A 24,112-nucleotide genomic window follows, 5' to 3' on the forward strand; every position below is an offset into this window, starting at 1 on the left:
TTTTTAAGATCTAAATAAACGTGAATATTGATTTTCATGGCGCATGCTGAGCATGGCGTAATTTGGTAAAGCACTGCTCATCTCGTCATCAGTCAGGGTGATAGCACGCTGAATCAGTGCCGGAATTTCTCCATGCAGATCCCATAAAATCCGCTGGCCGCTCATCTGTCCAAGCGGTACGGTTTTCACCGCAGCCAAGACCTGATTCTCCAGCACTGCAAAGGCATATGCGGTGAGTACATCATCGACTTCAAGTTGCAGTTCACCACATAACTGGGCATATACAGGCACATAGCCATATTGTTTTTTGACTTTGACTGGTCGTTTTAATACATCACGAATCCAGGCATTCAGTGAAAATGCCAGCTGCTGTGACTCCGCCAGTAATTCCCGACTTTCCCGGCTAGCCCGATAAATTTCCGCCCAGTATTTAAAAGTGGCTTCATCGTCATAGCTTTGCATCAGGCGTTTTAGAATCGGAAATTCAAAACGCAGCAACAACATTTCCAGCACTTCATTAAAGTAGGCAATGCTAGAGGCTTCGTCATGAATCAGGCCGGTATCAATCGCGCTTTCTACCCCTTGCGAATAACAGTAGGCCCCGATCGGCAGCGCCGTCGAAGATAGGGTCAGCAGGCTGAGGAGCTGAGAAGCCTTAATGTGCGACATGATGCAACGACTTGATTGGGCTTAAACGGTGCTCATGCTGATGCTGTGCATAAGCGCCACTTTCCGGTTCAAAAGGATGCTGAACCGTAGTGACATTCAAACCGAGTCCTTGCACCATTTCTGCCAGCACATGATCGGGCTCAAAATACAGCGCAGTTGGGGTCAGCATCAGTGGTACATGGCGATTGCCGAGGTGATACGCCGCTTTAAGTAAATCGAAATCGGTATCAGCAGTCACCCGCATCAGGATTTCTGGCTTGGCATCGACGCGTAATAATTCGCCATTTTCAGTCGCAATGATTGAACCGCTACGTAAAATGCCGGTACGAGGCAGGTCTGCACCAATATCAGTGCCATTTTTCAATGTCGCACGAAAGCGGCTTTTTTGACGCGTATCAAAGCTGAGTTCAATGCTTTCAATATCAGCAGTCTCACTGACATTTTCCAGACGTTGGGTAAAAATCTTCATCTTGGCCCTATATGCATCAATTTGATCCATCACGTTCCAAAGCGGAACAATTGATCAAAAAACGGTAAATATTGCATCAAAATAAAGCATTTATCGTGCCAACCAGACTGGTTCAATTTTCTTACATAAATAGCACGAATGACATTTCACCTATCTTTTACACAGGCTAAACTATGAACAATATCTGTCGATTGAATGATGTGCATTGGATTGCACAACTAACTGAATTAAATGATTTTTAATTAACTGGTTAATAGATCATGTTATTCAGATAGATGACTTAGGCATGGAGCCACCATACTTTTCACGGAGTGCAGATGAAATATTTTGAATGTCCCAAATGTGAGCATCAGATTTTTTTCCTTTCAACTGAATGCCGTCACTGTAAATATCCGATTGGCTATATTGCCTCGGAAAAGGACATGTGCACCTTTGAAAAAGTCAGTGAAGATGAATGGGTGCCGTTTAAATCTGACTATCGTGCCACCCACTACAAGCCCTGCTATAACTACACCCATTACCAGGTCTGCAACTGGATGATCCCGAGTGATTCAAATGAAGATTACTGTGAATCCTGCCAGCTAACCCATATCATTCCCAATCTGGATGATCCTGAAGTCATTACCTACTGGCGCCGGCTGGAGGTCGCTAAACGGCGTTTTCTGTATCTTATGCAGCGTATGAACATCATGCCGCGTCCTAAACGTCATGATGATGATCCTTTTGGTTTACGTTTCCATTTTCTTATGCCTATGGATGGTAAACCGGTACTCACTGGACATACTAATGGCCTGATTACCATGAATGCCAGTGAAGCCGATGTGGTGTATCGGGAAACTACACGGATCAATATGGGCGAAAACTACCGCACTCTTTTGGGTCACTTTCGCCACGAAAGTGGGCATTTTTATTTCAATGTGATGCAGCATCTGCATCCGGAACTCATTGATGAATTTAGACATTATTTCGGAGATGAGCGTCAGGACTATGCAGCGGCATTGCAACGCCATTATGAAGAAGGTGCCCCAGAAAACTGGCAGGAACGTTATATTAGTACGTATGCTACAGCGCATCCCTGGGAAGACTGGGCAGAAACCTGGGCGCATTATCTGCACATCATGGAAACGCTGGAAACAGCCTTCTTTGCCGGTTTGCGCGTAGATGGCAATGGTAGAACCCTGGCTAGCATGTCCTTTAAAGAATGCCCAATCGGGGGGCAGGATTTTGAACATATTCTGGAAAACTGGGTCACCCTGACCTTCAACCTGAATGCGCTCAATCGTAGTATGGGACTGGAAGATGCCTATCCATTCGAACTGACCGAAGTAGTCAAAGACAAGCTGCGTTTTATTCACCGGCATGTGCTGGAAAAAGCTTTTAAATAAATTGCTTTTTACGCTTGAACTGCGTAAGTTTAAGATTCAAGGCACTAATAAAATAGTGTCCTGTTTTCATTATTTATTGATTAACCGTATAATTTTTCTTCAATTTACATCCACATGCACGACCTTAGTTTGATAGTCATTGTCGATAAAAAAACTTAGGCTGTTCATGTTCTTTTTCGACACATAAGTAAAGATAAAATGACCAGTGTAAGACAACAGAACTTCCTTCTGCGTAAGGAAAAAATCCTGAGCATGGCTGAGAGCTTGTTACTGGACAATAATGAAGATATTACGCTGAATGAACTTGCGGCTGAAATGGATATTGCCAAGGGGACCATTTACAAGCATTTTAAAAGCAAAAACCAGTTGTATCTGGAACTGATCATTTTAAATGAAAAGCGTCTTTTAGAAATTTCCAAACGTTTTAATGCGGATTTTCGTACCTATGTATCGGAATTTATGCTCTATCACCTGCATAATTCCAACCGTACCATCCTGCTGCATATGATTGAGGAACGCCTGACCAATACCGAGAAAGGTCTAAAGGAATTATTTCAGGAACTATATCATGTACGTGAAGAACGCATTCTCAGTATCCGTGACATTACCCGTGACTATCTGGATGCCAACCATAGCAGCATGTCAATTCGTGATTACCTGTCCTTTATCTGGACGGTGACTTATGGTGCGTCGCTGTTACTCAATTCCACCAGCTATCAAAAAGCCATTGGCTCACGGGAACGTCTGATTGAACTGTATGTGAATCAGGCACTAATAATTGCCCCTGCAACCACCAATAAAAAAGCCTAACGTTCTTGTTAGGCTTTTTTATTTCGAACTGCTTAGAGTACTTCTGGTGGAAAGCCATCTTCAGTCAGTGCAGCAATAATTTCATCCTGATGTACACCGCTTTCGACTTCGACCAGTTTTTTCTCCACATCAATTTCAACATGTGCATGTTCATCCAGATCTTTAATCGTTGCAGTCACACTACGGGCACAACCACCACAAGTCATATTTTCAATACGAAATTTCATGTATTTACTCCTTAAAGTGAATTTAATTTTATCTTGAAGTGTGTACTTTTGCAGGTTATTGATTTGTATCTAAACCCTGTTCAATATCTTTTAAAATTTCACAATCCGAACGTTCATCACCAGCACAACGCGCGACGGACTGCTTCAACATGCTGACCATCGCCTGCATATCACGGATTTTTCGTTCCAGCATATCAATATGCTTTTGTGCCAGAGCTTTCACCTCACTGCTCTGCCGTACTTCATTCAACCACAGACCCAGTAATTCCTTCATCTGTTCCGAAGAGAAACCCAGTTCACGGGCATGCTGGATAAAACTCAACGTCCGGATATCTGCATCAGTATAATGACGATAGCCACTTTCACTGCGTTTCGGCGCGGGTAACAGCCCAATCTCCTCATAATAACGGATCATTTTGGCGGAAATCCCCGAACGTTTTGCTGCCTGTCCAATATTCATACAGCCTCCTCGCCTAACCCGGCTGATAGAGTTTCAGTCGCAGCGCATTGCTGACCACAAATACGGAAGATAAGGCCATCGCACCTGCAGCGAACATTGGCGAGAGTAAAATGCCGAAGAATGGATACAGGATTCCAGCTGCAATTGGAATCAAGGCAATATTGTAAACAAAGGCCCAGAACAGATTTTGCCGAATATTTTTAATGGTGGCCTGACTAATGCCAATCCCCGTTGCTACATGCTGCAGGTTGCCAGACATTAACACCACATCCGCCGCTTCAATGGCTACATCAGTGCCTGTACCAATTGCCATACCCACGTCCGCCTGAGCCAGTGCCGGTGCATCATTAATACCATCACCCACAAAAGTCACGATGCCATGCTGTTTTTGCAGTTTTTTCACAGCATCAACTTTTTCATGGGGTAGAACTTCTGCAATGACATGGTCAATCTTAAGTTGCTGCGCCACTGCTTTCGCCGTATGTGGATTATCGCCAGTAATCATCGCTACTTTCAGTCCCTGATGGTGCAGTTGTTCAATGGCTTTAAAGGTCGTATCTTTAATCGGATCAGCTACAGCAATAATCGCTGCCAGCTGACTATTCATTGCAGCATAGAGGGGTGTTTTTCCTTCTTGCCCTAATTTAGCCGCAATTTCAGCAAAACTTTCAGTGCTTAAATCGAGCTGCTGCATCAAACGTTCTGCCCCGATCTGAATCTCTTGATCACCAACTTTAGCTTTAATGCCGGCACCGGTAATCGAATCAAATTCACTGACTTCGAGTAATTCAATCTGCAACTCTTTGGCAGCCTGCACAACCGCATAGGCAATCGGATGTTCAGATTTGGCTTCGACCGAAGCAATCAGCTGCAACACCTGCTGCTCATCTAAACCTTCTTGTACCTGAAAATCGGTGAGGACGGGTTTACCTTCCGTCAGGGTTCCTGTTTTATCGACAGCGACCACTTTAGTTTGCTGGAGTAGTTGCAATGCTTCCCCTTTACGGAACAGCACCCCCAGTTCAGCAGCCCGACCGGTTCCGACCATAATGGATGTCGGGGTTGCCAGCCCCATCGCACATGGACAGGCAATAATCAGTACTGCTACTGCGCTGACCAGTGCATAAGTCAATTGTGGCTCAGGGCCAACCAGAAACCAAATGATAAAGGTCAGTAGTGCCAGTCCCATCACTGCAGGTACAAACCACAAAGTGACTTTGTCTACCGCTGCTTGAATCGGCAGCTTGGCACCCTGTGCCTGTTCTACCATTTTAATGATCTGTGCCAGTACCGAATCTTCGCCCACAGCAGTGGCACGGATTTGCAAAGTACCATTCTGGTTAATGGTGCCACCTACCACTTTGTCTTCAATATTTTTCGCGACAGGTACCGGTTCACCGGTCACCATCGCTTCATCCACATAGCTATGGCCAGAAGTGACCACGCCATCCACCGCTACTTTCTCACCCGGACGGATTTCAATGGTCATGCCTTGCTGTACTTCAGAAATCGGTAGGTCTAGCCATTGTCCATTCTGCAATACACGCGCAGTTTTCGGCTGCAGACCAATTAAGTATTGAATCGCCTGTGAGGTTTTACCCTTGGCACGTGCTTCCAGATAACGCCCGAGCAGAATCAAGGCGATAATCACAGCTGCCGCTTCAAAATAGACATGCACCGTGGCTTGTGGCAGCAAGGACGGGAAGAAAGTTGCAATCACTGAAAACAAATAGGCTGCCGATGTACCGACGGTGACCAGCGAGTTCATGTCCGGTGCCAGTCGTAGTAAAGCTGGAATCCCATGCTGGTAGAAACGCCGACCCGGAAACAGCAATACCAATGTGGTCAGTACAAACTGGATATACCAGCTGTTCTGGGTACCGATATTGTGTGCAATCCAGTGATGGAAGGCCGGAATCAGATGCGCTCCCATTTCCAGAATAAATACTGGCAGTGCCAGTGCCAGTGCAATCCATAAATCCCGATACAGCGATGCGGTTTCTTCGGCTTTTTTCTGCTGAAAGTTCTGCTGCTCGGCAAAATTTACTTTTGCCGTTTTCAGCTGTGCCTCATAGCCAGCTTTTTTCACCGCTTGAATCAGATCGGCAGCATTGAGGTTGGAGCCATAAACCTGAGCAGTTTCAGTCGCTAGATTCACACAGGCAGAAGTCACACCTTCGACTTTGCTGAGAGCCTTTTCCACCCGAGCCACACATGAAGCGCAGGTCATGCCTTCGATACTAAGTTCCAATTTATCCGCTTTGACATCAAAACCAGCTTTTTGAATGGCTTTGACCAAGGTTTGCTGCTGTAAAGAACTAACCGCAGTGACATAAGCCTTTTCGGTAGACAGATTGACATTCGCTTCCAGAACTTCCGGAATTTTCTTGAGGGCTTTTTCGATACGGGCTGCACAGGAGGCACAAGTCATCCCTTTAATATCTAGCTCGAATTGCTGCTGCGCGACGCTAAATCCCGTGCGCTCTATTTTCTGGAAAATCTCAGCATATGGAATCATGCGTTCAGCACTGATCGAAGCTTTTTCTGTAGATAAATTGACATTAGCCGAAACCACGCCTTCGATTTTCTTTAGAGCTTTTTCGACCCGTGCCACACAAGATGCACAGCTCATGCCTTCAATCTGTACAGTGGTTTGATACAGCTGAGTGTCTGACCGTTCCTGCATGGCACATCTCCTTCATTTTATTGATGCTTTGAATCTGGCTTATAGCTTAAACCTTCCCATAGTTGTAAGGTCAAGTATTTAACAAAGAAAAAGCCCGAATCATTGATCCGGGCTTTTTGCTGTGCTACTGAATAATTGCTAAAAATTATTCCGCAGAAATGTCTTCAAACAGCACAGAAGACAGGTAGCGTTCACCACCGTCTGGCAGGATCACCACGATGTTTTTACCTGCATTTTCTGGACGAGCCGCAAGTTTCGCTGCAGCTGCCATTGCCGCACCACTTGAGATACCAACCAGGATACCTTCCTGAGCTGCAGTTTTACGGGCCCATTCAACCGCTTCACCACTTTCGATGGCGATCACTTCATCAACCAGGTCGAGATCCAGGTTACCCGGAATGAAGTTTGCACCGATGCCCTGGATTTTGTGTGGTCCAGGAGTCAGTGTTTCACCGCGTTTCGCCTGGCCAATAATTGGTGATTCTGCTGGCTCAACAGCGACTGAGTAGATTGGCTGGTTACGTACTTTTTCGAAGTAACGTGAAATACCAGAAATGGTGCCGCCTGTACCTACACCAGCGACCAGAATGTCAACTTTACCGCCAGTTGCTTCCCAGATTTCCGGGCCAGTAGTTTCTTCGTGGATTTTCGGGTTGGCTGGGTTTTCAAACTGTTGTGGCAGGAAGTATTTTTCTGGCTCTTCAGTCACCAGACGTACCGCTTCATCTACCGCACCTTTCATGCCTTTTGCTGGTTCAGTCAGAATCAGGTTGGCGCCAAACGCTTTCACGACTTTACGGCGTTCGATACTCATGCTGGCTGGCATGGTCAGCGTTAATGGATAACCTTTTGCTGCAGCAACAAATGCCAGTGCAATACCGGTATTACCACTAGTTGGTTCAACAATATGCATGCCTGGTTTGAGTTTGCCTGATTTTTCTGCATCAGCCACCAGTGCTGCACCGATACGGCATTTTACTGAAAATGCCGGGTTACGGCTTTCAACTTTTGCGAGTACAGTCGCCCCGCCTTGAATTGCACGATTAATACGTACCAGCGGGGTGTTGCCAATCGCTTCTGCATTGTTACTGTAAACCGCTATCCCAAGATTGCTGGGAGTAGGAAATGCTGAATCTGTACTCATTCGTATGTCCCTGATGTTATATGTTTGAATTGCACTATCATCATACAAGCATTTTGAAATTTTGTAGATGACAATGGAATTTGCATTCTATTATGGCAAATCCGCTATTGGATAAGTCGTTCATATGCAATAAAAATAACTGATTACTACAAAGAAAACATATAATTTTTCTTGATATTTAAATTCATAAAAAACCATAGAAATAAGTTGTACTTAACGATTTATAAGGCTTTCAGGGCTTTATAATCTCTCGCGCTGTATTTAAATCTCTATGGACATTCTGAATGAATACCGATCTTGAAATCACCACCATGCGTGATTCAGCTGATCAGGTGGTAGGCATCCTCAAATCGCTTGCAAACACTGATCGTCTCATCATTTTATGTCACCTTTCTCAAGCTGAGCTAAACGTCTCCCAGATTGAACATCTCACCAAGATCCAGCAACCGACGCTGTCCCAACAGCTGATGATGTTACGTAAAAGTGATGTGGTCAGCACCCGCCGCGATGGCAAGCAAATTTTTTATTCAATTAAAGACCAGAACCTGATCGTGATCTTAAAAACTTTATATCAGCTGTATTGCACTCAAAACGAATCCCTTGCATAGAGATATAAATCCTCTCAGCTAAAGTTTTCTCAAAATTAGGTTAGTTCCCCATAACTTGCTTTAGCTGAGTATGAAATCGCTTGTTTTTCTGCCAATAAGCGATGATGGGCTTCGATCCTCTCAAGATTTCTTAGCACAAATTGTGCATAATATATCTAAATTTGTGATTTAGACTTTTTTATGTCCAATTCGAAGCCCAAACTGCTGTCATTGCTCCCAGCCTGGGCCTGGTTAAGTCATTACAGTCCGGTCAAATTCAAGTCTGATGTGCTGGCTTCACTCATCGTCGTCGCGATGCTGGTACCACAAGGTATGGCCTATGCCATGCTTGCTGGTTTGCCGCCAATCATGGGTCTGTATGCCAGCATCCTGCCAATGATCCTGTATGCCTTATTTGGCAGCAGTAGCACGCTATCGATTGGACCGGTCGCGATCATTTCCATGATGACCTTTGCAACCCTGAATCCCTTATTCGAAGTTGGCTCTCCGGTTTATATCGAAGCAGCGACTTTGCTGGCTTTGATGGTCGGCATCATTTCCCTGTTACTTGGACTTTGCCGTTTTGGTTTCCTGATTCAGCTGATCAGCCATCCGGTGATTAACAGCTTTATCATTGCTTCTGCGCTATTGATTGCGATTGGACAGTTCAAATTTCTGGTCAATGTTCCGCTAAAAGCCGATAATCTGCAGGAATTCTTTCTCAGCATCCTTGAATATATACACCTGATGCACTGGCCAAGTCTGGTTTTGGGCCTGGTTTCAATTGCTCTGTTAGTTTATCTACCCAAAATTCTAAAATCCCAAGCCGTACAAAGTCGTGTTGGTTCGACTGACTATGTGGTTCGCTCCGTACCTTTAATACTGGTGGCTTTAGGTATTATTGCTGCAGTGTATTTAAACCTGCAGGCTGAAGGCATTAAAACAGTTGGTGCAATTCCTTCCGGTTTCCCACCCCTGAGTTTCCCGCACTGGAACTGGGAGCTGGTGATGACGTTGTTGCCCGGTGCGACCATGATTGCCATGATCAGTTTTGTCGAGTCTCTCTCGATTGCTCAAGCGACGGCGCTGCAACAACGAAGCCAGCTCAACAGCAATCAGGAGCTAATAGCGTTAGGTATTGCCAACATCAGTGCTGGGATCAGTTCAGCCTTTCCAGTGACCGGCAGTCTGTCGCGGACCGTGGTGAATGCCGATGCCGGTGCGCGTACCCCAATGGCAGGTGTGCTGTCTTCCCTGCTGATTATCGTGGTCAGCCTGTTCTTTACTGGTTTCTTTGAAGACCTGCCGCTGACCATTCTGGCGGCAACGATTATTGTCTCTATCTGGCGTCTGGTGGATTTCCAACCGTTTATGGATGCCTGGCGTTATTCCAGAGCTGATGGCATCGCCATGTGGGTCACTTTCTTTGGCGTGGTATTTATAGATATTACTACCGGTCTTATTATCGGCATTATCTCGACCTTTGCCTTGATGCTTTGGCGCATCAGTCGTCCGCATATCGCGGTAGTTGGCTTACTGGAAGGCACTCAACATTTCCGGAATGTACAGCGCCATCAGGTTTTAACGTCAGATCGTGTGCTGTCTTTACGCATTGATGAAAATCTAACGTTTTTAAATGCCAATGCTTTTAAAGGCTTCCTGATTAATGCCGTCAGTGACAAACAACATTTAGAGCATGTGATTATCAATTGCTCCAGTATCAGTGGAATCGACCTGAGCGCATTGGAAATGCTGGAAGATATCAATACCGAGTTGTCGAAACTGAAAATCCGTTTACATTTAGCCGAAGTTAAAGGCCCAGTCATGGATAAATTGCAAAATTCCAAACTGATGAAACATCTAAGTGGTCATATCTATCTGACTCATTATCAGGCGATTCGTGAATTATCTCCGGAAATTTTCAGCGACTACAGTAAAGATTATTCCATCTAATCCGTCATCCATTTTTAAAGAGACCAATTTTCATGATTCATCCAATATCATGGGAATTAATCTCTTTTATTATTCCATTTTCCAAAAAAATACTGCCTGTTATTTTTTAAACAAAATGGGCATTATTTAGCTGTCCTTGATGAAAAAAAGAACTTCATTTTTCTTAAGTTTTTAATAATTAGTATTTATTTTCATAAACTTATATTTAACTTTAAATTAATATTTAAGCCGTTTGTATTTTAAGTATAAAATAATACAAATTTTTTCCGCATTTCGCCCTCGTAATTTACACAAGGCAACCTTATGTTCTCTGCCCTTTCGCGTATGAGTTTAGTCTCCCGAATCATCATCGCTATCATTCTCGGTATCGGTGTTGCACTGATTTTTCCTGATTTTGCACCATACTTAAGCCTGCTTGGCGACCTGTTCATTAAAGCGCTGAAATCCGTCGCTCCAGTTTTGGTATTTATTCTGGTTCTGGCCTCTATTGCCAACTTTAAAGTTGGTCAGGGCGACTCTCGCATGCGTCCAATCATGCTCTTATACGCGGTTGGTATGTTTCTGGCTGCCTTTAGTGCAGTCGTAGCAAGTGTTGTTTTCCCTAGCACTTTATTCCTGGATATTGCCGCACAAGGTGACTTACAGCCACCAGGTAGCCTGGCTGAAATCCTGAAAAACCTGTTGCTGAGCTTTGTGTCGAATCCGGTTGTTGCAATTTCTGAAGCGAACTTTATTGGTATTCTGGCGTGGTCAGTCGCGCTCGGTATTGCCTTCCGTCATGCTTCAGAAACCACCAAAACTGTGCTGAATGATGCTGCAAACGCTATTAACTACGTGATTCGTTTAGTAATCAGCTTTGCCCCAGTCGGTATTTTTGGTCTGGTGGCGGTGACATTTGCTGAAGCAGGTCTGGAAACGCTGGAAAGTTATGGCCACTTATTAGCGGTATTACTGGGTACCATGGCGTTTGTAGCCTTGGTGATTAACCCGCTACTGGTTGCTCTAGTGACTCGCAAAAACCCATATCCACTGGTATTTACCTGCTTACGTGAAAGTGGCATCACTGCATTTTTTACCCGTAGTTCTGCCGCTAATATTCCAGTGAACATGGATCTAGCAAAACGTCTGGGCGTATCTGAATCGACTTCAAGTGTCGCAATTCCTTTAGGTGCTGCCATTAACATGGCTGGTGCTTCTGTGACCATTACCGTACTGTCTCTTGCTGCTGTGAATACATTAGGGATCAATGTTGATTTCACTACCATGATTATCCTGTCTGTGGTGGCGACTGTGTCTGCCTGTGGTGCTTCTGGCGTAGCTGGCGGTTCACTATTACTGATTCCGGTCGCTTGTGGCCTGTTCGGGATCTCTTCCGATATCGCCATGCAAGTCGTGGCGATTGGTATGGTCATCAGTGTTCTACAAGATTCCACTGAAACCGCACTTAATTCATCAACGGATGTTTTGTTTACAACTGCTGTAGATCACGCTTCTAAATGATACAATATTGATTCTTCAATATTTTTTATTAGATGTTGAGTTATCATGCCATTACAACGTTTACCCATCTGGATACAACTGGGTGCATTTTTCCTTGCCGTGAATGCCGGTATGATTAATGTGCTCGGTCTGATTACCGTGCTGCACCAATCTGTCTCCCATATGACCGGCAATGTCAGTATGCTGGCCATGGCTTTGGTAAACTGGGAGCCGCAGCATATTGTGTATCTGGTGCTGGTAACGACCTGTTATGTGATTGGCTCAATGTATAGCGGTTTAATTTTGGGAAATAGCCACTTTCAACTGGGCCGCCGTTATGGTTATCCGCTCAGCCTGGTGGCTTTTTTCATTCTACTGTGCTGGATTTTGCTGCCTTATTTTCCACGTTATGGCCTGCTTTGGGCTTGTACCGCTATGGGTATTCAGAATGCCATGGTCAGCCACTATAAAGGCACCATTATCCGCACCACCCACTTGTCCGGCGTACTGACTGACCTCGGACTGGCACTGGGTTACCGCTTGCGTGGACTGGCGGTGGAATCACGTCGCACCATTCTGCATTTGCTGATCCTGATCGGATTTTTAATTGGCGGTATTCTTGCCAGCGCGATTTATCCTTCTTTAAAATTAAACTCATTCCTGATCCCAGCCATTCTCAGCCTTTCTTTAAGTCTGATTTACTGGGTCATCTATTTACGTTATCGACGCTCACAGCATTAATTTTTGGAAATAGTTATGGTTAAAAATGCACTACAGGCACAATTGTTAAAAGCCGGTCTGGTCGATAATAAAAAAGCGAAAAAACTGTCTAAACAGGCTGTACACGAAAAACGTACCGGCGAAAGCAGCGAAGCTGAAATCAAGGCACAAATTGAAAAGGCTAAACAGGAAAAATTAGCCAAAGACCAGGCCATTGAACAGCAGAAAAAAGCTGCTTTGCAGGAAAAAGAATTAAAAGCTGCAATCATGCAAATGATCAACCAGCATAAAATCCGTGACACCGACGGTGAAATTTCCTACCAGTTTATTGACAATAACAAAATAAAAAAGGTCTATATCAACCAGCAAATTTATAATGCATTAGTAGCTGGCAGTCTGGTGATTGCCCGTGAAAATGACAGCTATACTTATCTGCCTAAAGCACTGGCAGAACGTATCAATGCCAAGATGGAAGGTTTCATTATCGTAGATAATTCCGAGAAGAATGAACAGACCACCGATGAAGAAGATCCATACGCAGCGTATGTAATTCCTGATGACCTGATGTGGTAATCAGTAAAAGAACAAGCTCCCAAATTGGGAGCTTGTTCTAGCTTATCAATCTGCCAATTTACGTCCAATAAAGAGTGCTGCATCCTGCTGGTTGCTATTTTCAGTCACAATATAAATGGACTGGCTTTCAATCTGATTTAACAGAATACCATCGACTTCCTGTTCACCAATCAGGCAGTTCGTCCCTGCAGAACCGGTAAAGACGAGATGAATCTTGTAATATGGTGCATTATTTTCTGAACTCACCCTTCCAGCAAAAGCACATTTCTCCTGTTCACCCACAATACCCGAAATCACACCACTGCTATCAATATTTACTGTGGTCGTTACACTATTGAGCAAAGTAGTCGTTAAACCGCTATAACGTCCAACCAGACTGGAGATGCCTGTATGATCTTGGCTTAGTTCAGAGTTATAAATCAGGTTAAAAGGCTGATTGATGGAATTGTTAACGTTGCCTTGCAGATTTCGCTCAGCTGTATAGCTGCCATTCAAGACGGCCGTAGAGGTAGTGTTAAGGTCAAAATTATAATTGCGTATTCCATTGGCATTAAAATTATTGCTAGATAAAGAAAAGCGGCCACGCATCACGCCTGCATAACCGGAAGAACCAGAGGGAGAATACAATAGCCAGAAATTGCTGTTTTTTTCAATGATGCCTAGTACCGAACGTTGACTGAGATTTTCATCTGTAAAACTGCCAGAGTAAACGCCTGTCAGGCGGCTTGAAGATGAACCATCGACACCGCTAAAAATATCATCACTGCCATCACCGCAGCCACACAACGCCAAGGCTAGACCAACAACTACACACTGTTTTTTCATGATTCGCCCCTTATTATTTTTAGATCAGGGTAATCCTCTATTACTCATTTCAGCATAACCCGATCGTAGCTGAGCTACTATGAATTACCGACAAAGCTTACTGTTTGTCTGACATGATGAATTTCTTTACTGCTATACAATAGTGAGCATGCGGATCAGTTATCTTTACAACTGAACGCTAGAGGAAGAAAGTTTAATAAGATGCCAATTAAGCCTGCTATCTGTTTTTGTTGTATTTTCTAAGAAAATTTTTTAAGCATAAAAATGCCGTACTGCCCTAGATATGTTTTAAAACGTTACCCAAGCTTAATAAATAGACACTAAACCTTTAAACTGCATAAAATTTTTTGCATTTAAGGAAAGTTTATTGGAACAGTTTCATTTTATTCAAAACCTTCAAGATTGGGCAGACCAATACCCTTGGCTGGAAATGCTGTCCTCTTTAAGCATTGTGATTGCACTGGCATTTATTGCCAACCTGTTTGCCAAACAAGTGGTGGTGCGTGGCATACGAAAACTGATTTCCAAACTGCCTTTTGCCAATAATGCGATTTTTGCCCAGCATAGTGTCATTCGCCGCATTGCCAATATTGTACCGGCCATCGTGATCATGAATGGCATTACCACGGTGCCTCATTTATCCGACAAAGTTCAGACTTTTGTGCAAATGGGTGCACAAGCTTTTATTTTCCTGACCATTGCACTGGCACTGGCTGAATTACTGAATATCTTTAACCTGATTTATCAGCGCAATCCTAAATCAAGGAACAAGCCGATCAAGGGCTATTTGCAGTTGGTCAAGCTGGTCATTTTTATTGTCTGTGGTTTGATGATTCTGGGTACATTCTTGAAAAAAGACGTGTTTACCCTGCTGGCTGGTTTTGGTGCCATGGCTGCCGTGCTGATGCTGGTGTTTCAGAACACCATCCTGTCACTGGTTGCTTCGGTACAGATTTCCTCTTATGACATGGTGCGCATTGGCGACTGGATTGAAATGCCGTCCTTGAATGCTGATGGTGATGTAATTGATATGTCCTTACACACCGTGACCGTACAGAACTTTGACAAGACTGTAACGACTATTCCGACCAACAAACTGGTCACCGATACCTTTAAAAACTGGCGTGGGATGCAGGAAGCGGGTGCACGACGGATCAAACGTTCAATTTATATCGATCAAAGCAGCGTGCATTTCATGACTGAGGAAGAACAGTCCAAGTTAAAGAACTTCATTCTGCTCGATCAATACCTGAATACCAAACAGGAAGAACTGGAACAATTTAACCAGCAACTGCAGCATCATTCCCAATATAACCAGCGCCGTCTGACCAATCTGGGAACGTTCCGTGCCTATCTGGAGTTCTATCTGCGACAACATCCAGGCATTGCCAAAAACTTTTCATTGATGGTTCGGCAGTTACAACCTACCAGTGAAGGCTTGCCCATGGAAATTTATGCTTTTACCAACACGACCGTTTGGGCAGAATATGAAAATATTCAGTCCGATATCATGGATCATATACTGGCGATTATTCCTGAATTTGGCTTGAAAGTGTATCAGGCACCATCTGGTAGCGATTTAAAAGAAGCATTTTCCAAACCAGCTTCACCCATTATTTCCTGATTTTGAATAGCTAGACCAAAGCCAGAAATACTCATTGTTTCTGGCTTTTTTATTGTTCGTTTTTCTAAAGCATTGCTCATTACTTTTTAATTTTCTGCTGAATGATTCTCATCGTTTTGAAGTAAAGGCTCTGCAACCTAAAGTTTGATTTAGTTAATCTTTTTGTGGCAATTTCACCTTTTTATCGGCTTTCAAAAACTATAATCCATTATAATCCCTGAAAAGCGAAATTCATAAGTAAAGAGTACACAGATGTTTCGATGGCTTGAACGACTGGTGGATCCCTATCCCACCCAAAACCTGAACCAGCCCTTACCGACCAAATTCTTTCCCTTTGTCTGGCAGGCAGCTAAAGGTGTACGTCGTTATTTGCTGATTCTGGTGCTCTGTACCGCCGGTGCCGCCAGTTTCGAAGCTTTGTTGTATTCTCGTATTGGTGATCTGGTGAATTGGCTCAGTACCAGCCAGCCGGAAACTTTTTTAGATGAACATACGCGTAATTTAACCCTGCTGACGGCGATATTGCTGGCCAATATTTTCTTTGCCAGTGCCCAGTCCTTGATCAAACATCAAATTCTGTTCAGTAATTTTCCGATGCGGTTGCGCTGGCGGTTCCATAACCTGTTACTGAAACAAAGTCTGGATTTTTTCCATAATGATTTTGCCGGGCGTTTGTCTGCCAAAGTTATGCAGACAGCGCTAGCTGTGCGTGAGTTCTGGGTCATTCTGGGCGATATGGTCGCTTATGTGCTGATTTACTTTGTCACCATTAACTTGGTGCTCGGTGCTATTTCCCCTTATCTAATGCTGCCACTACTGGTCTGGCTGGTGCTGTTTATTATTGCTGCCAGTTATTTTATTCCACGACTGAGCAAAGTTTCCCATGAACAGGCCGATGCCCGTGCTGTGATGACTGGCCGCGTGACCGATGCCTATACCAATATCCAAACCGTGAAACTGTTTGCACATGCAGGTCGGGAAAGCCAATACGCCAAAGCATCCATGCAAGAATTTATGGTCACCGTATATAAACAGATGCGTCTCGGTGCCCAGTATGAAATCAGCATTCTGCTGCTCAGTGTGGTGCTCTACGGCGGTGTACTCGGTACGGCCATCTGGCTCTGGATGGAAGGACAAGCCCAGCTTGGAATTATCGCAGCAACTACAGCGATGGTATTGAAGCTGAACAGTATCGCCGAATTTATGATGTGGCAAACTTCACAGCTGTTTGAAAATGTCGGCACCATCCAGGATGGTATGGGTACACTCGGTAAACCGATCAAGATTCAGGACAAGCCGGATGCCAAAGAACTCATGCTAAAACAGGGTGAAATCAAGTTTGAAAATGTCTGTTTTGCTTATAACGACAAGAACGTGATTGATGGCTTAAACCTGACTATCCGTCCGGGTGAAAAAATCGGGATCGTTGGACGTTCTGGCGCCGGTAAATCGACTCTGATTCAACTGTTACTTAACTTCTATCCTATTGACCAAGGTCGTATTTTAATCGATGGGCAAAATATTGAAGATGTGACTCAGGACAGCCTGCGCAAGAACATTGCCATGGTGACACAGGATACTTCCCTGTTACATCGTACTGTTGCTGAGAACATCAAGTATGGCCGCCCGGATGCGGCTGATGAAGAGATGTATGAAGCGGTGCGCAAGGCCAAGGCAGATGAGTTTATTCCGCAGCTCAGTGATCTGCGTGGTCGTCGCGGTTACGATGCCTATGTGGGTGAACGTGGCGTAAAACTCTCTGGCGGTCAGCGTCAGCGTATTGCCATCGCTCGGGTATTCCTAAAAGATGCACCGATTCTAATTCTGGATGAAGCAACCAGTGCACTGGACTCGGAAGTCGAAGCTGCGATTCAAAGCAGTCTGGATGACTTGATGAAAGGCAAAACCGTGATTGCGATTGCGCATCGTCTTTCAACGATTGCCCAGATGGATCGCCTGATTGTACTGGATCAAGGCAAGATCGTTGAGCAAGGCACGCATGATGAACTGGTGGCCATGAATGGTATCTATGCACACCTGTGGCAGCGTCAGACAGGCGGATTTTTATTAGAACCGGAAAAACATAAATAATAAGGATAGTCGATGTTATACCTCGAAGATTTGCATGTCGGAGATACTTTTCAAAGCCGTCGTTATCAGATGACCAAGGCAGAAATTTTACAGTTTGCTGAAAAATTTGATCCACAGCCTTTTCATACTGATGCACAACAGGCACAAAAGCATCCGATATTTAAGGGGCTGGCTGCCAGTGGCTGGCATACTGCAGCAGTCGTGATGCGTTTATGGAGTGAATGCTTTCCGATTGCCCATGGTCTGATTGGTACAGACTCACACGTACGCTGGCCTTGCCCCACTCGTCCGGATGATGAAATCCGAATCACCGTCACCATTACAGACATCAAACCTTCGCAACGTAAACCGGATCGTGGCATCGTGCGGTATGAAACTCAGGCACTGAATCAACATGATATGGTGTTGTTTACTTCGACCACCAATATTCTGGTTTTTAAACGGGATAGTTCTATAGTTTAGTTTGCTTTTTGCCCACTTTTCGGGCTAATCTGCTAGCAGCCGTTGGACAAGGTGCTGCATTTTGTCCAACAATTTTGCTGATAAAAATGAACTTTTCATGCCAATATGGGCAAATAAATAGAAAAAATTGACAGAGTGCAACGGATCGCGCATGAAAACGATTGCTCCACGCCAGGACCAAGGCATCCCAGGTGTCTATGGACTGTTGCTTCTCGACGTTATCTCCCGCTGGGGCTATAACGATGAGTCGCTATTTAAACCTTTTAATCTGACCAGTGAGCAACTGGCTGATCCTGATTTCCGTATTCCAACTGCCGTGGCCAATGAAATGGTCAAACATGCGCTGAAGCTAACCGGTGAACCGACTTTGGGTTATCACCTCGGTACACAGATGCGCATTTCCATTCATGGCTTTATTGGCTATGCCATCATGACGGCGAACAATATTACCGAAGCGCTGGTACTCGCGAATCGCTTTATTCAGCTACGCTTACCTTTCTTGCAGCTGTTTTTTTCCACTTTTGGTGCTAAAGCGACTGTCCAGTTACAAACCGATATTCAACTGGAACCACTACGCACGGAAATCTCGATCGCTTTAATGATAGGCCTGATCAGCATGGCAGAAGCAATTACCGGAGTAAAAGATGCAAGTGGCGAAGTTGATTTCGACTTTAAAAAACCGGAAGGTTTTGACCGCTTTACAGCGAAGTTTCCTTATCACCAGTTCCGCTTTGAACAGCCACATTTGCTGCTGAGCTTTGATAAAAGCTATATGGCAAACAAACTGGTACATGCCGACCCGATTGCCAGCCAGATTGCGATTAACCAGTGTGAAGCTGAACTGTCTGCATTGGGTGAACGGCACCGGATTGCGATGCGAGTACGTGACATTCTGACCAATTCAGAGCAGCATTATTTAAGTATTGAAGCCGTTGCCGAACGCCTGCATATGTCAGATCGCACCCTGAAACGCCAGCTGGCTGCAGAAGGAACATCCTTCTCTACTCTGGTCGATGAAGTGCGTTACCGGCATGCAACTTCCCTGCTATCCCGTACCGATTTCACCCTGGAACAGATCGCAGATGAACTCGGATATAGTGATGTTGCCAACTTCAGCCGGGCATTTAAACGCTGGAGTGGTCGCAGTCCAAGCAACTGGCGTAAAGATCCGTACCTATAAGCCTTTTGTTTTACGGAAAAAGAATGTATAAATCATGTCAAAAATGAATTTAAGCGATTTAAGGAGTTATCAATGAATCATCCTTCAGAATTAAAGTACGCAAGTACACATGAATGGGTACGCATTGAGGGTGATCTTGTGGTGACTGGTATTTCTGACCATGCACAGGATGCGTTAGGTGACCTGGTCTATGTTGAAGCACCAGAGCTGAATTCTCACGTTACTGCAGGTCAGCAAGCAGGTGTGGTTGAATCTGTTAAAACTGCATCAGACATTCATGCACCGGTATCAGGTATTGTGGTTGAAATTAACCCTGCACTGGAAGATGATCCAGACTTTATTAATGATGATCCATACGGCAAAGGCTGGATCTACAAAATCAAGCCAGACAATCTTGCCGATGTTGAAAAGTTATTATCAAATTCGGAATACGAAGCAGGTCTGTAATTTATACTTGTAATGACGAATCAGCCTGCGGGCTGATTTTTTTTATGCCAGAAAGCTTTATGAGACTTAAAAGTGCTCAAAATGACGCCACATTCATCGCATTTTACTGTATTATTCACATATTCTCCCATATAGTCATCGTGACTCGCTTCGATGCCGGACATCGTATTCGGCATGCTCCATAAAAATAAGACTGATTTTGGCCTAGCGTCTCACATTAAAACTTCAGGACAACTATGAACGCCACACCAATGCCGTTGTGGACAAAGCCGTTTTTGCTTTGTCTGGCGAATAACCTGTTTCTTTTTATCTTCTATTTTGCTCAAACCACCATTCTGCCGATTTATATCCTTAATGAACTCGGTGGAAACGTCACACAAGCTGGTCTGACCTTGACCCTATTTATGGCTTCGGCGATTGCCATTCGACCCTTTAGTGGTCTGATCATTGAAAAACTGGGGCAACGTCGCACACTGATTCTTTCAGCTACATTATTTAGTGTTATTGCCTTTGGTTATCTGTTTATCAGCAACCTAACAAGCCTCTATGTGCTGCGTTTATTGCATGGCGTGTGGTTTAGTATTCTGACGACAGTTTTTGTGCCGATCGTAAACCAATTTATTCCGGATCAACGCCGTGGTGAAGGTATGGGCTACTATGGCATGTCGGTGAGTTTAGGGATTGTTTTAGGACCGCTGATTGGGCTAAGCCTGATTTCTTATTTTAGCTATACGTTTATTACGGCCATTCTGGTAGCGATGGTCTTCATTGGCTTTGCTTTCTGTTTCTTTATTCCAGTTAAGGAAATTGCACAACCTGAGACTGCCAGTACTGAGAAGAAACATATTAGCCTCAATGACTTTATTGAGAAAAAATCACTCAGTGTATCCTTACTGGTGATGATGATTTCCTTCTCCTATGCCAGCATCATGTCCTTTATCGCACCTTTTGCCAGTTCGATTCATCTGATGCAATATGCGGGATTATTCTTTGTGGTTTTTGCGATTTCCATGATGAGCCTGCGTCCAATTACCGGGAAAATCTACGACCGTAAAGGCCCGCAATATGTCATTTATCCGTCGATTTTAACGTTTAGTCTGGGCTTATTGGTGTTAAGTCAGGCTCAAAGTTTAATTGGTTTTTTGGGTTCCGCGGTATTGGTCGGTCTAGGCTTTGGTACTGCTCAGCCTTGTTTGCAAACCTTGGCTATCCAGCGCGCGCCTAAACACCGAATTGGTTATGCAACCTCGACTTTCTATACCTGCTATGATATTGGGATTGCCATTGGCTCAATGGTGGTGGGTATGATGATTACTCATCAAAGCTTTAGCTTTGCCTTTATCATCTGTGCCATTCTGACTGCTTTAAGTCTGCTGTATTTTAAATGGGTGGTCCAGCGTCGACCTCTCTCACAGCTTAAATACTCTTAAAATCAAAAACCGGAACTCATTGCCGGTTTTTTATTAGGATTGAACCCGATTCAAGAAGTCTGTTCTTCAGTCTTGCTTTCGCCATCAGCTTCATCTTCCGGCTTTTTTTCTTCAACCATACTGAATGAAGTAGGATTATTATTCAGCTCAGGATTAGCTCGACTACTTTTTAGTTTAATTTGTAAACGCAATTCATTAGTTGAATCTGCATTACGTAGTGCCTCTTCATAAGAAATCGCCCCTTCGTTGTACAAGTCGAACAGTGCCTGATCGAAAGTCTGCATACCGAGTTCACGGGATTTGGCCATAATTGCTTTCAACTCATGGAAATCGCCTTTTAAAATCAGGTCAGAAATCAGCGGCGTATTTAACATGATCTCCACTGCTGCACGACGGCCTTGACCATCTTGAGTACGAATTAGACGCTGGGAAATAATGGCTTTCATATTGGAAGACAGATCCATCAACAACTGATTACGGCGCTCTTCCGGGAAGAAGTTAATAATCCGATCCAAAGTCTGGTTGGCGTTGTTGGCATGTAGTGTTCCTAGACATAAGTGTCCAGTTTCGGCAAAGGCAATCGCGTGTTCCATGGTTTCGGTATCACGGATCTCGCCAATCAGAATCACATCCGGCGCCTGACGTAGGGTATTTTTTAGCGCATTGTGCCAGGAGTGACTGTCTACACCGACTTCACGGTGGGTGATCATGGACTTTTTATGCTTATGCACATATTCCACCGGATCTTCTACGGTAATGATATGTCCGGCGGAATTTTCATTCCGGTAATCAATCATCGCTGCCAGTGAGGTCGATTTACCAGACCCAGTCCCCCCAACAACCAATACTAGCCCGCGTTTTTCCATAATCACATGTTTGAGTGATTCAGGTAATTTCAGTTTCTGGAAGTTCGGAATTTCTGCAGTAATGGTACGGATCACCATTCCTACATTGAGCTGTTGCTGAAAAACATTGACACGGAAACGGGAAACACCCGGCACGGTAATGGCAAAGTTACATTCCAGCTCAGTTTCGTATTCCTGACGCTGTTTTTCATTCATCAACGCATAAGCAAACAGCTTGGTTTTATCTGCAGTTAGGTTTTGCTGACCAAAAGGTTTCATCAGCCCCTGATGTTTGATACTCGGTGGAAAGTCGGCAGTAATAAATAAATCCGAACCACCATATTCCACCACTTTGGTGAGCATATGGTGCATAAATTTACGTGCTTCTTCTAATAACTCTGCCGTGAACATCTGTTTCTCCCCACACTGCAAAATACCTGACCAACTCATGGTTCAGAACTATTTTTTTATGATTTTTATTGTGCAGTGTTTTAAAATAACTCTCAAATCATTTTGATTTCTAAAGATAAATTATTCAAAATATTCTGTGACTTGATTCAAGAAAAATACTAATAAAGGGAAATAATCTTGGCATGATTAAAATCTAATATTTATGACTATGTAGAAATGAAAGATTTTGGTGGCTCAAAGCTTTGTAAACTTGAAACCACCACTGAGAATTTATCAATCAATTAAATTCATAAAACTACAAGATGCTAACTTCTTGATAGTAACGTTTCTTTAGACTGTTCCAGTATGGTCATATTTCCACCTTCTTCCTGAAGGGCGGGATTGATGCGACCGCTCTTTAATTTGATTTGCAAACGTAATTCGTTACTGGAATCCGCATTGCACAGTGCTTCTTCATAGGAAATCAAACCATCGTTATAAAGGTCAAATAGTGCCTGATCAAAGGTTTGCATGCCCTGTTCACGCGATTTCTGCATAATACCTTTCAGCTCATAAAGTTCACCCTTACGGATATAATCTGAGACCAGCGGCGTATTTAATAACAACTCTACTGCAGCACGGCGGCCTTTACCATCTTCCGTCCGAATCAGACGTTGTGAAATGACCGCTTTAAGATTGGCTGATAAGTCCAACAATAACTGATTCCGGCGCTCTTCCGGGAAGAAGTTAATAATCCGGTCTAGAGCCTGATCCGCATTACTTGAATGCAGTGTTGCTACACACAGATGTCCGGTTTCAGCAAAAGCAATCGCATGCTCCATACTCTCAGTATCGCGGATTTCACCAATAGCAATTACATCTGGTGCCTGACGCATGGCATTCAGCAAGGCATTATGCCAGGACACACAATCCACCCCAATCTCACGCTGGGTAATCATGGATTTTTTATGCTGATAAACATATTCCACCGGGTCTTCTACAGTAATGATATGCCCTTCAGTATTGGCATTTCGATGATCCAGCATTGCAGCCAAAGTCGTGGATTTACCTACCCCCGTTGCCCCCACAATGAGGACTAAGCCGCGTTTTTCCATAATCACTTTTTTTAACGAATATGGCAGTCCAAGTTGCTCAAAGCTTGGAATATCTGTGCTGACACTTCGGATGACCATACCGACGTTATGCTGTTGCTGAAAAACATTGACGCGGAAACGGGCAACATCAGGTACACTCATGCTGAAATTGCATTCCATAATGGATTCAAATTCCTGAATCTGACGCTGGTTCATTAAAGAATAAGCAAACAATTTGGTTTTATCTGCCGTGAGTTTCTGCTGACCAAAAGGCTTCATCAGCCCTTGCTGTTTAATACTCGGTGGGTAATCTGCAGTAATAAATAGGTCTGAGCCGCCATATTCCACCACTTTAGTGAGCATATGGTGCATAAATTTACGTGCTTCATCGAGCAGTTCAGGAGTATACATAAGAAAATCCTCAGCTCATGATCATCTTGGGTATAGAAATAGGTAAGATTGACCATGAATAAATTATTGTTATTGTTAAATTCTTTATAATTTTAAATCTAATTTCTTATTATCGAATTTGTCACTTTGCTAAAGTACTGAGTGCTTTTCA

Annotated in this window: 22 protein-coding genes and 1 pseudogene; 13 read left to right on the plus strand and 10 right to left on the minus strand. The window is 43.9% G+C overall.

Annotation, left to right across the window (positions count from 1 at the left end):
* Positions 1–3 precede the first annotated feature (3 nt).
* A complete protein-coding gene (locus ABEF84_RS08345; protein WP_347452705.1) occupies positions 4–669 on the minus strand; it encodes an urease accessory UreF family protein in 666 nt (221 codons plus the stop codon).
* Positions 656–1,138 carry an urease accessory protein UreE gene (ureE, locus tag ABEF84_RS08350; protein WP_347454971.1) on the minus strand — a complete coding sequence of 161 codons (483 nt, stop codon included), beginning with the start codon at positions 1,136–1,138 and terminating at the stop codon, positions 656–658. Before ureE ends, ABEF84_RS08345 begins: the two co-directional genes overlap by 14 nt.
* Before the next feature lie 317 nt (positions 1,139–1,455).
* On the opposite strand from ureE, the gene ABEF84_RS08355 reads away from it, so the two are divergent.
* The gene (locus ABEF84_RS08355) at positions 1,456–2,523 is read left to right on the plus strand and encodes a putative zinc-binding metallopeptidase (RefSeq protein WP_347454925.1); all 1,068 of its coding nucleotides are present in this window, start codon (positions 1,456–1,458) and stop codon (positions 2,521–2,523) included.
* A gap of 198 nt (positions 2,524–2,721) precedes the next feature.
* Positions 2,722–3,333 (plus strand): TetR/AcrR family transcriptional regulator, encoded by a 612-nt coding sequence (locus tag ABEF84_RS08360; RefSeq protein WP_347454924.1) that lies wholly within the window; start codon positions 2,722–2,724, stop codon positions 3,331–3,333.
* A gap of 32 nt (positions 3,334–3,365) precedes the next feature.
* Here the strand turns inward: ABEF84_RS08360 and ABEF84_RS08365 are convergent, their stop codons facing one another.
* The 5 genes and pseudogenes from ABEF84_RS08365 to cysK form a co-directional block, all read right to left on the minus strand.
* Positions 3,366–3,560, minus strand: a complete 195-nt coding sequence (locus tag ABEF84_RS08365; protein WP_034588241.1) for a heavy-metal-associated domain-containing protein — start codon at positions 3,558–3,560, stop codon at positions 3,366–3,368.
* Between the two features lie 55 nt (positions 3,561–3,615).
* Complete coding sequence (gene cueR, locus ABEF84_RS08370; protein WP_347452708.1) at positions 3,616–4,020, minus strand: Cu(I)-responsive transcriptional regulator; 405 nt, start codon at positions 4,018–4,020, stop codon at positions 3,616–3,618.
* Between the two features lie 13 nt (positions 4,021–4,033).
* On the minus strand, positions 4,034–6,451 hold the full coding sequence (locus ABEF84_RS08375; protein WP_404798926.1) for a heavy metal translocating P-type ATPase: 2,418 nt from the start codon (positions 6,449–6,451) through the stop codon (positions 4,034–4,036).
* Positions 6,452–6,544: 93 nt separating this feature from the next.
* A pseudogene (locus ABEF84_RS15635) lies at positions 6,545–6,706 on the minus strand (cation transporter); the annotation flags it as partial.
* Positions 6,707–6,851: 145 nt separating this feature from the next.
* Entirely contained in the window at positions 6,852–7,850 is a 999-nt protein-coding gene (gene cysK, locus ABEF84_RS08380) for a cysteine synthase A (RefSeq protein WP_347454922.1), read from the minus strand.
* 284 nt (positions 7,851–8,134) lie between these two features.
* On the opposite strand from cysK, the gene ABEF84_RS08385 reads away from it, so the two are divergent.
* The 5 genes from ABEF84_RS08385 (at position 8,135) to ABEF84_RS08405 (ending at position 13,162) form a co-directional block, all read left to right on the plus strand.
* Positions 8,135–8,458, plus strand: a complete 324-nt coding sequence (locus ABEF84_RS08385) for a metalloregulator ArsR/SmtB family transcription factor (protein ID WP_347452711.1) — start codon at positions 8,135–8,137, stop codon at positions 8,456–8,458.
* A gap of 180 nt (positions 8,459–8,638) precedes the next feature.
* Complete coding sequence (locus tag ABEF84_RS08390) at positions 8,639–10,390, plus strand: SulP family inorganic anion transporter (RefSeq protein WP_347452712.1); 1,752 nt, start codon at positions 8,639–8,641, stop codon at positions 10,388–10,390.
* A 303-nt stretch (positions 10,391–10,693) separates the two neighbouring features.
* Positions 10,694–11,890, plus strand: a complete 1,197-nt coding sequence (gene sstT / locus ABEF84_RS08395) for a serine/threonine transporter SstT (RefSeq protein WP_347452713.1) — start codon at positions 10,694–10,696, stop codon at positions 11,888–11,890.
* 45 nt (positions 11,891–11,935) lie between these two features.
* Positions 11,936–12,610: a YoaK family protein gene (locus tag ABEF84_RS08400; protein ID WP_347452714.1), complete on the plus strand. Its 675-nt coding sequence runs from the start codon at positions 11,936–11,938 to the stop codon at positions 12,608–12,610.
* Positions 12,611–12,625: 15 nt separating this feature from the next.
* Positions 12,626–13,162 carry a DUF2058 domain-containing protein gene (locus ABEF84_RS08405; protein ID WP_347452715.1) on the plus strand — a complete coding sequence of 179 codons (537 nt, stop codon included), beginning with the start codon at positions 12,626–12,628 and terminating at the stop codon, positions 13,160–13,162.
* 45 nt (positions 13,163–13,207) lie between these two features.
* Here ABEF84_RS08405 and ABEF84_RS08410 read toward each other — a convergent pair whose 3' ends face one another.
* A complete protein-coding gene (locus ABEF84_RS08410; RefSeq protein ID WP_347473493.1) occupies positions 13,208–13,987 on the minus strand; it encodes a hypothetical protein in 780 nt (259 codons plus the stop codon).
* A 367-nt stretch (positions 13,988–14,354) separates the two neighbouring features.
* Here ABEF84_RS08410 and ABEF84_RS08415 point away from each other — a divergent pair, with 367 nt between their 5' ends.
* The 6 genes from ABEF84_RS08415 (at position 14,355) to ABEF84_RS08440 (ending at position 21,221) form a co-directional block, all read left to right on the plus strand.
* Positions 14,355–15,611, plus strand: a complete 1,257-nt coding sequence (locus ABEF84_RS08415; protein WP_034588261.1) for a mechanosensitive ion channel family protein — start codon at positions 14,355–14,357, stop codon at positions 15,609–15,611.
* 252 nt (positions 15,612–15,863) lie between these two features.
* Positions 15,864–17,702 (plus strand): ABC transporter ATP-binding protein, encoded by a 1,839-nt coding sequence (locus tag ABEF84_RS08420; protein ID WP_347473492.1) that lies wholly within the window; start codon positions 15,864–15,866, stop codon positions 17,700–17,702.
* Positions 17,703–17,714: 12 nt separating this feature from the next.
* Positions 17,715–18,164, plus strand: coding sequence for a MaoC family dehydratase (locus ABEF84_RS08425; RefSeq protein WP_034588266.1), 450 nt, complete (start codon positions 17,715–17,717; stop codon positions 18,162–18,164).
* Positions 18,165–18,315: 151 nt separating this feature from the next.
* The gene (locus ABEF84_RS08430; RefSeq protein WP_034588270.1) at positions 18,316–19,344 is read left to right on the plus strand and encodes an AraC family transcriptional regulator; all 1,029 of its coding nucleotides are present in this window, start codon (positions 18,316–18,318) and stop codon (positions 19,342–19,344) included.
* 72 nt (positions 19,345–19,416) lie between these two features.
* Positions 19,417–19,791 carry a glycine cleavage system protein GcvH gene (gcvH, locus tag ABEF84_RS08435; protein ID WP_034588271.1) on the plus strand — a complete coding sequence of 125 codons (375 nt, stop codon included), beginning with the start codon at positions 19,417–19,419 and terminating at the stop codon, positions 19,789–19,791.
* A 236-nt stretch (positions 19,792–20,027) separates the two neighbouring features.
* Positions 20,028–21,221 (plus strand): MFS transporter, encoded by a 1,194-nt coding sequence (locus ABEF84_RS08440; RefSeq protein WP_034588273.1) that lies wholly within the window; start codon positions 20,028–20,030, stop codon positions 21,219–21,221.
* A gap of 50 nt (positions 21,222–21,271) precedes the next feature.
* Here ABEF84_RS08440 and ABEF84_RS08445 read toward each other — a convergent pair whose 3' ends face one another.
* Together ABEF84_RS08445 and ABEF84_RS08450 are read right to left on the minus strand one after the other, a co-directional pair.
* Positions 21,272–22,477 carry a PilT/PilU family type 4a pilus ATPase gene (locus ABEF84_RS08445; protein ID WP_034588274.1) on the minus strand — a complete coding sequence of 402 codons (1,206 nt, stop codon included), beginning with the start codon at positions 22,475–22,477 and terminating at the stop codon, positions 21,272–21,274.
* A gap of 305 nt (positions 22,478–22,782) precedes the next feature.
* Positions 22,783–23,961: a PilT/PilU family type 4a pilus ATPase gene (locus tag ABEF84_RS08450; RefSeq protein WP_034588275.1), complete on the minus strand. Its 1,179-nt coding sequence runs from the start codon at positions 23,959–23,961 to the stop codon at positions 22,783–22,785.
* Positions 23,962–24,112: the final 151 nt, after the last annotated feature.

The sequence above is a fragment of the Acinetobacter sp. ANC 7912 genome (assembly GCF_039862785.1).
Taxonomy (GTDB): domain Bacteria; phylum Pseudomonadota; class Gammaproteobacteria; order Pseudomonadales; family Moraxellaceae; genus Acinetobacter; species Acinetobacter thermotolerans.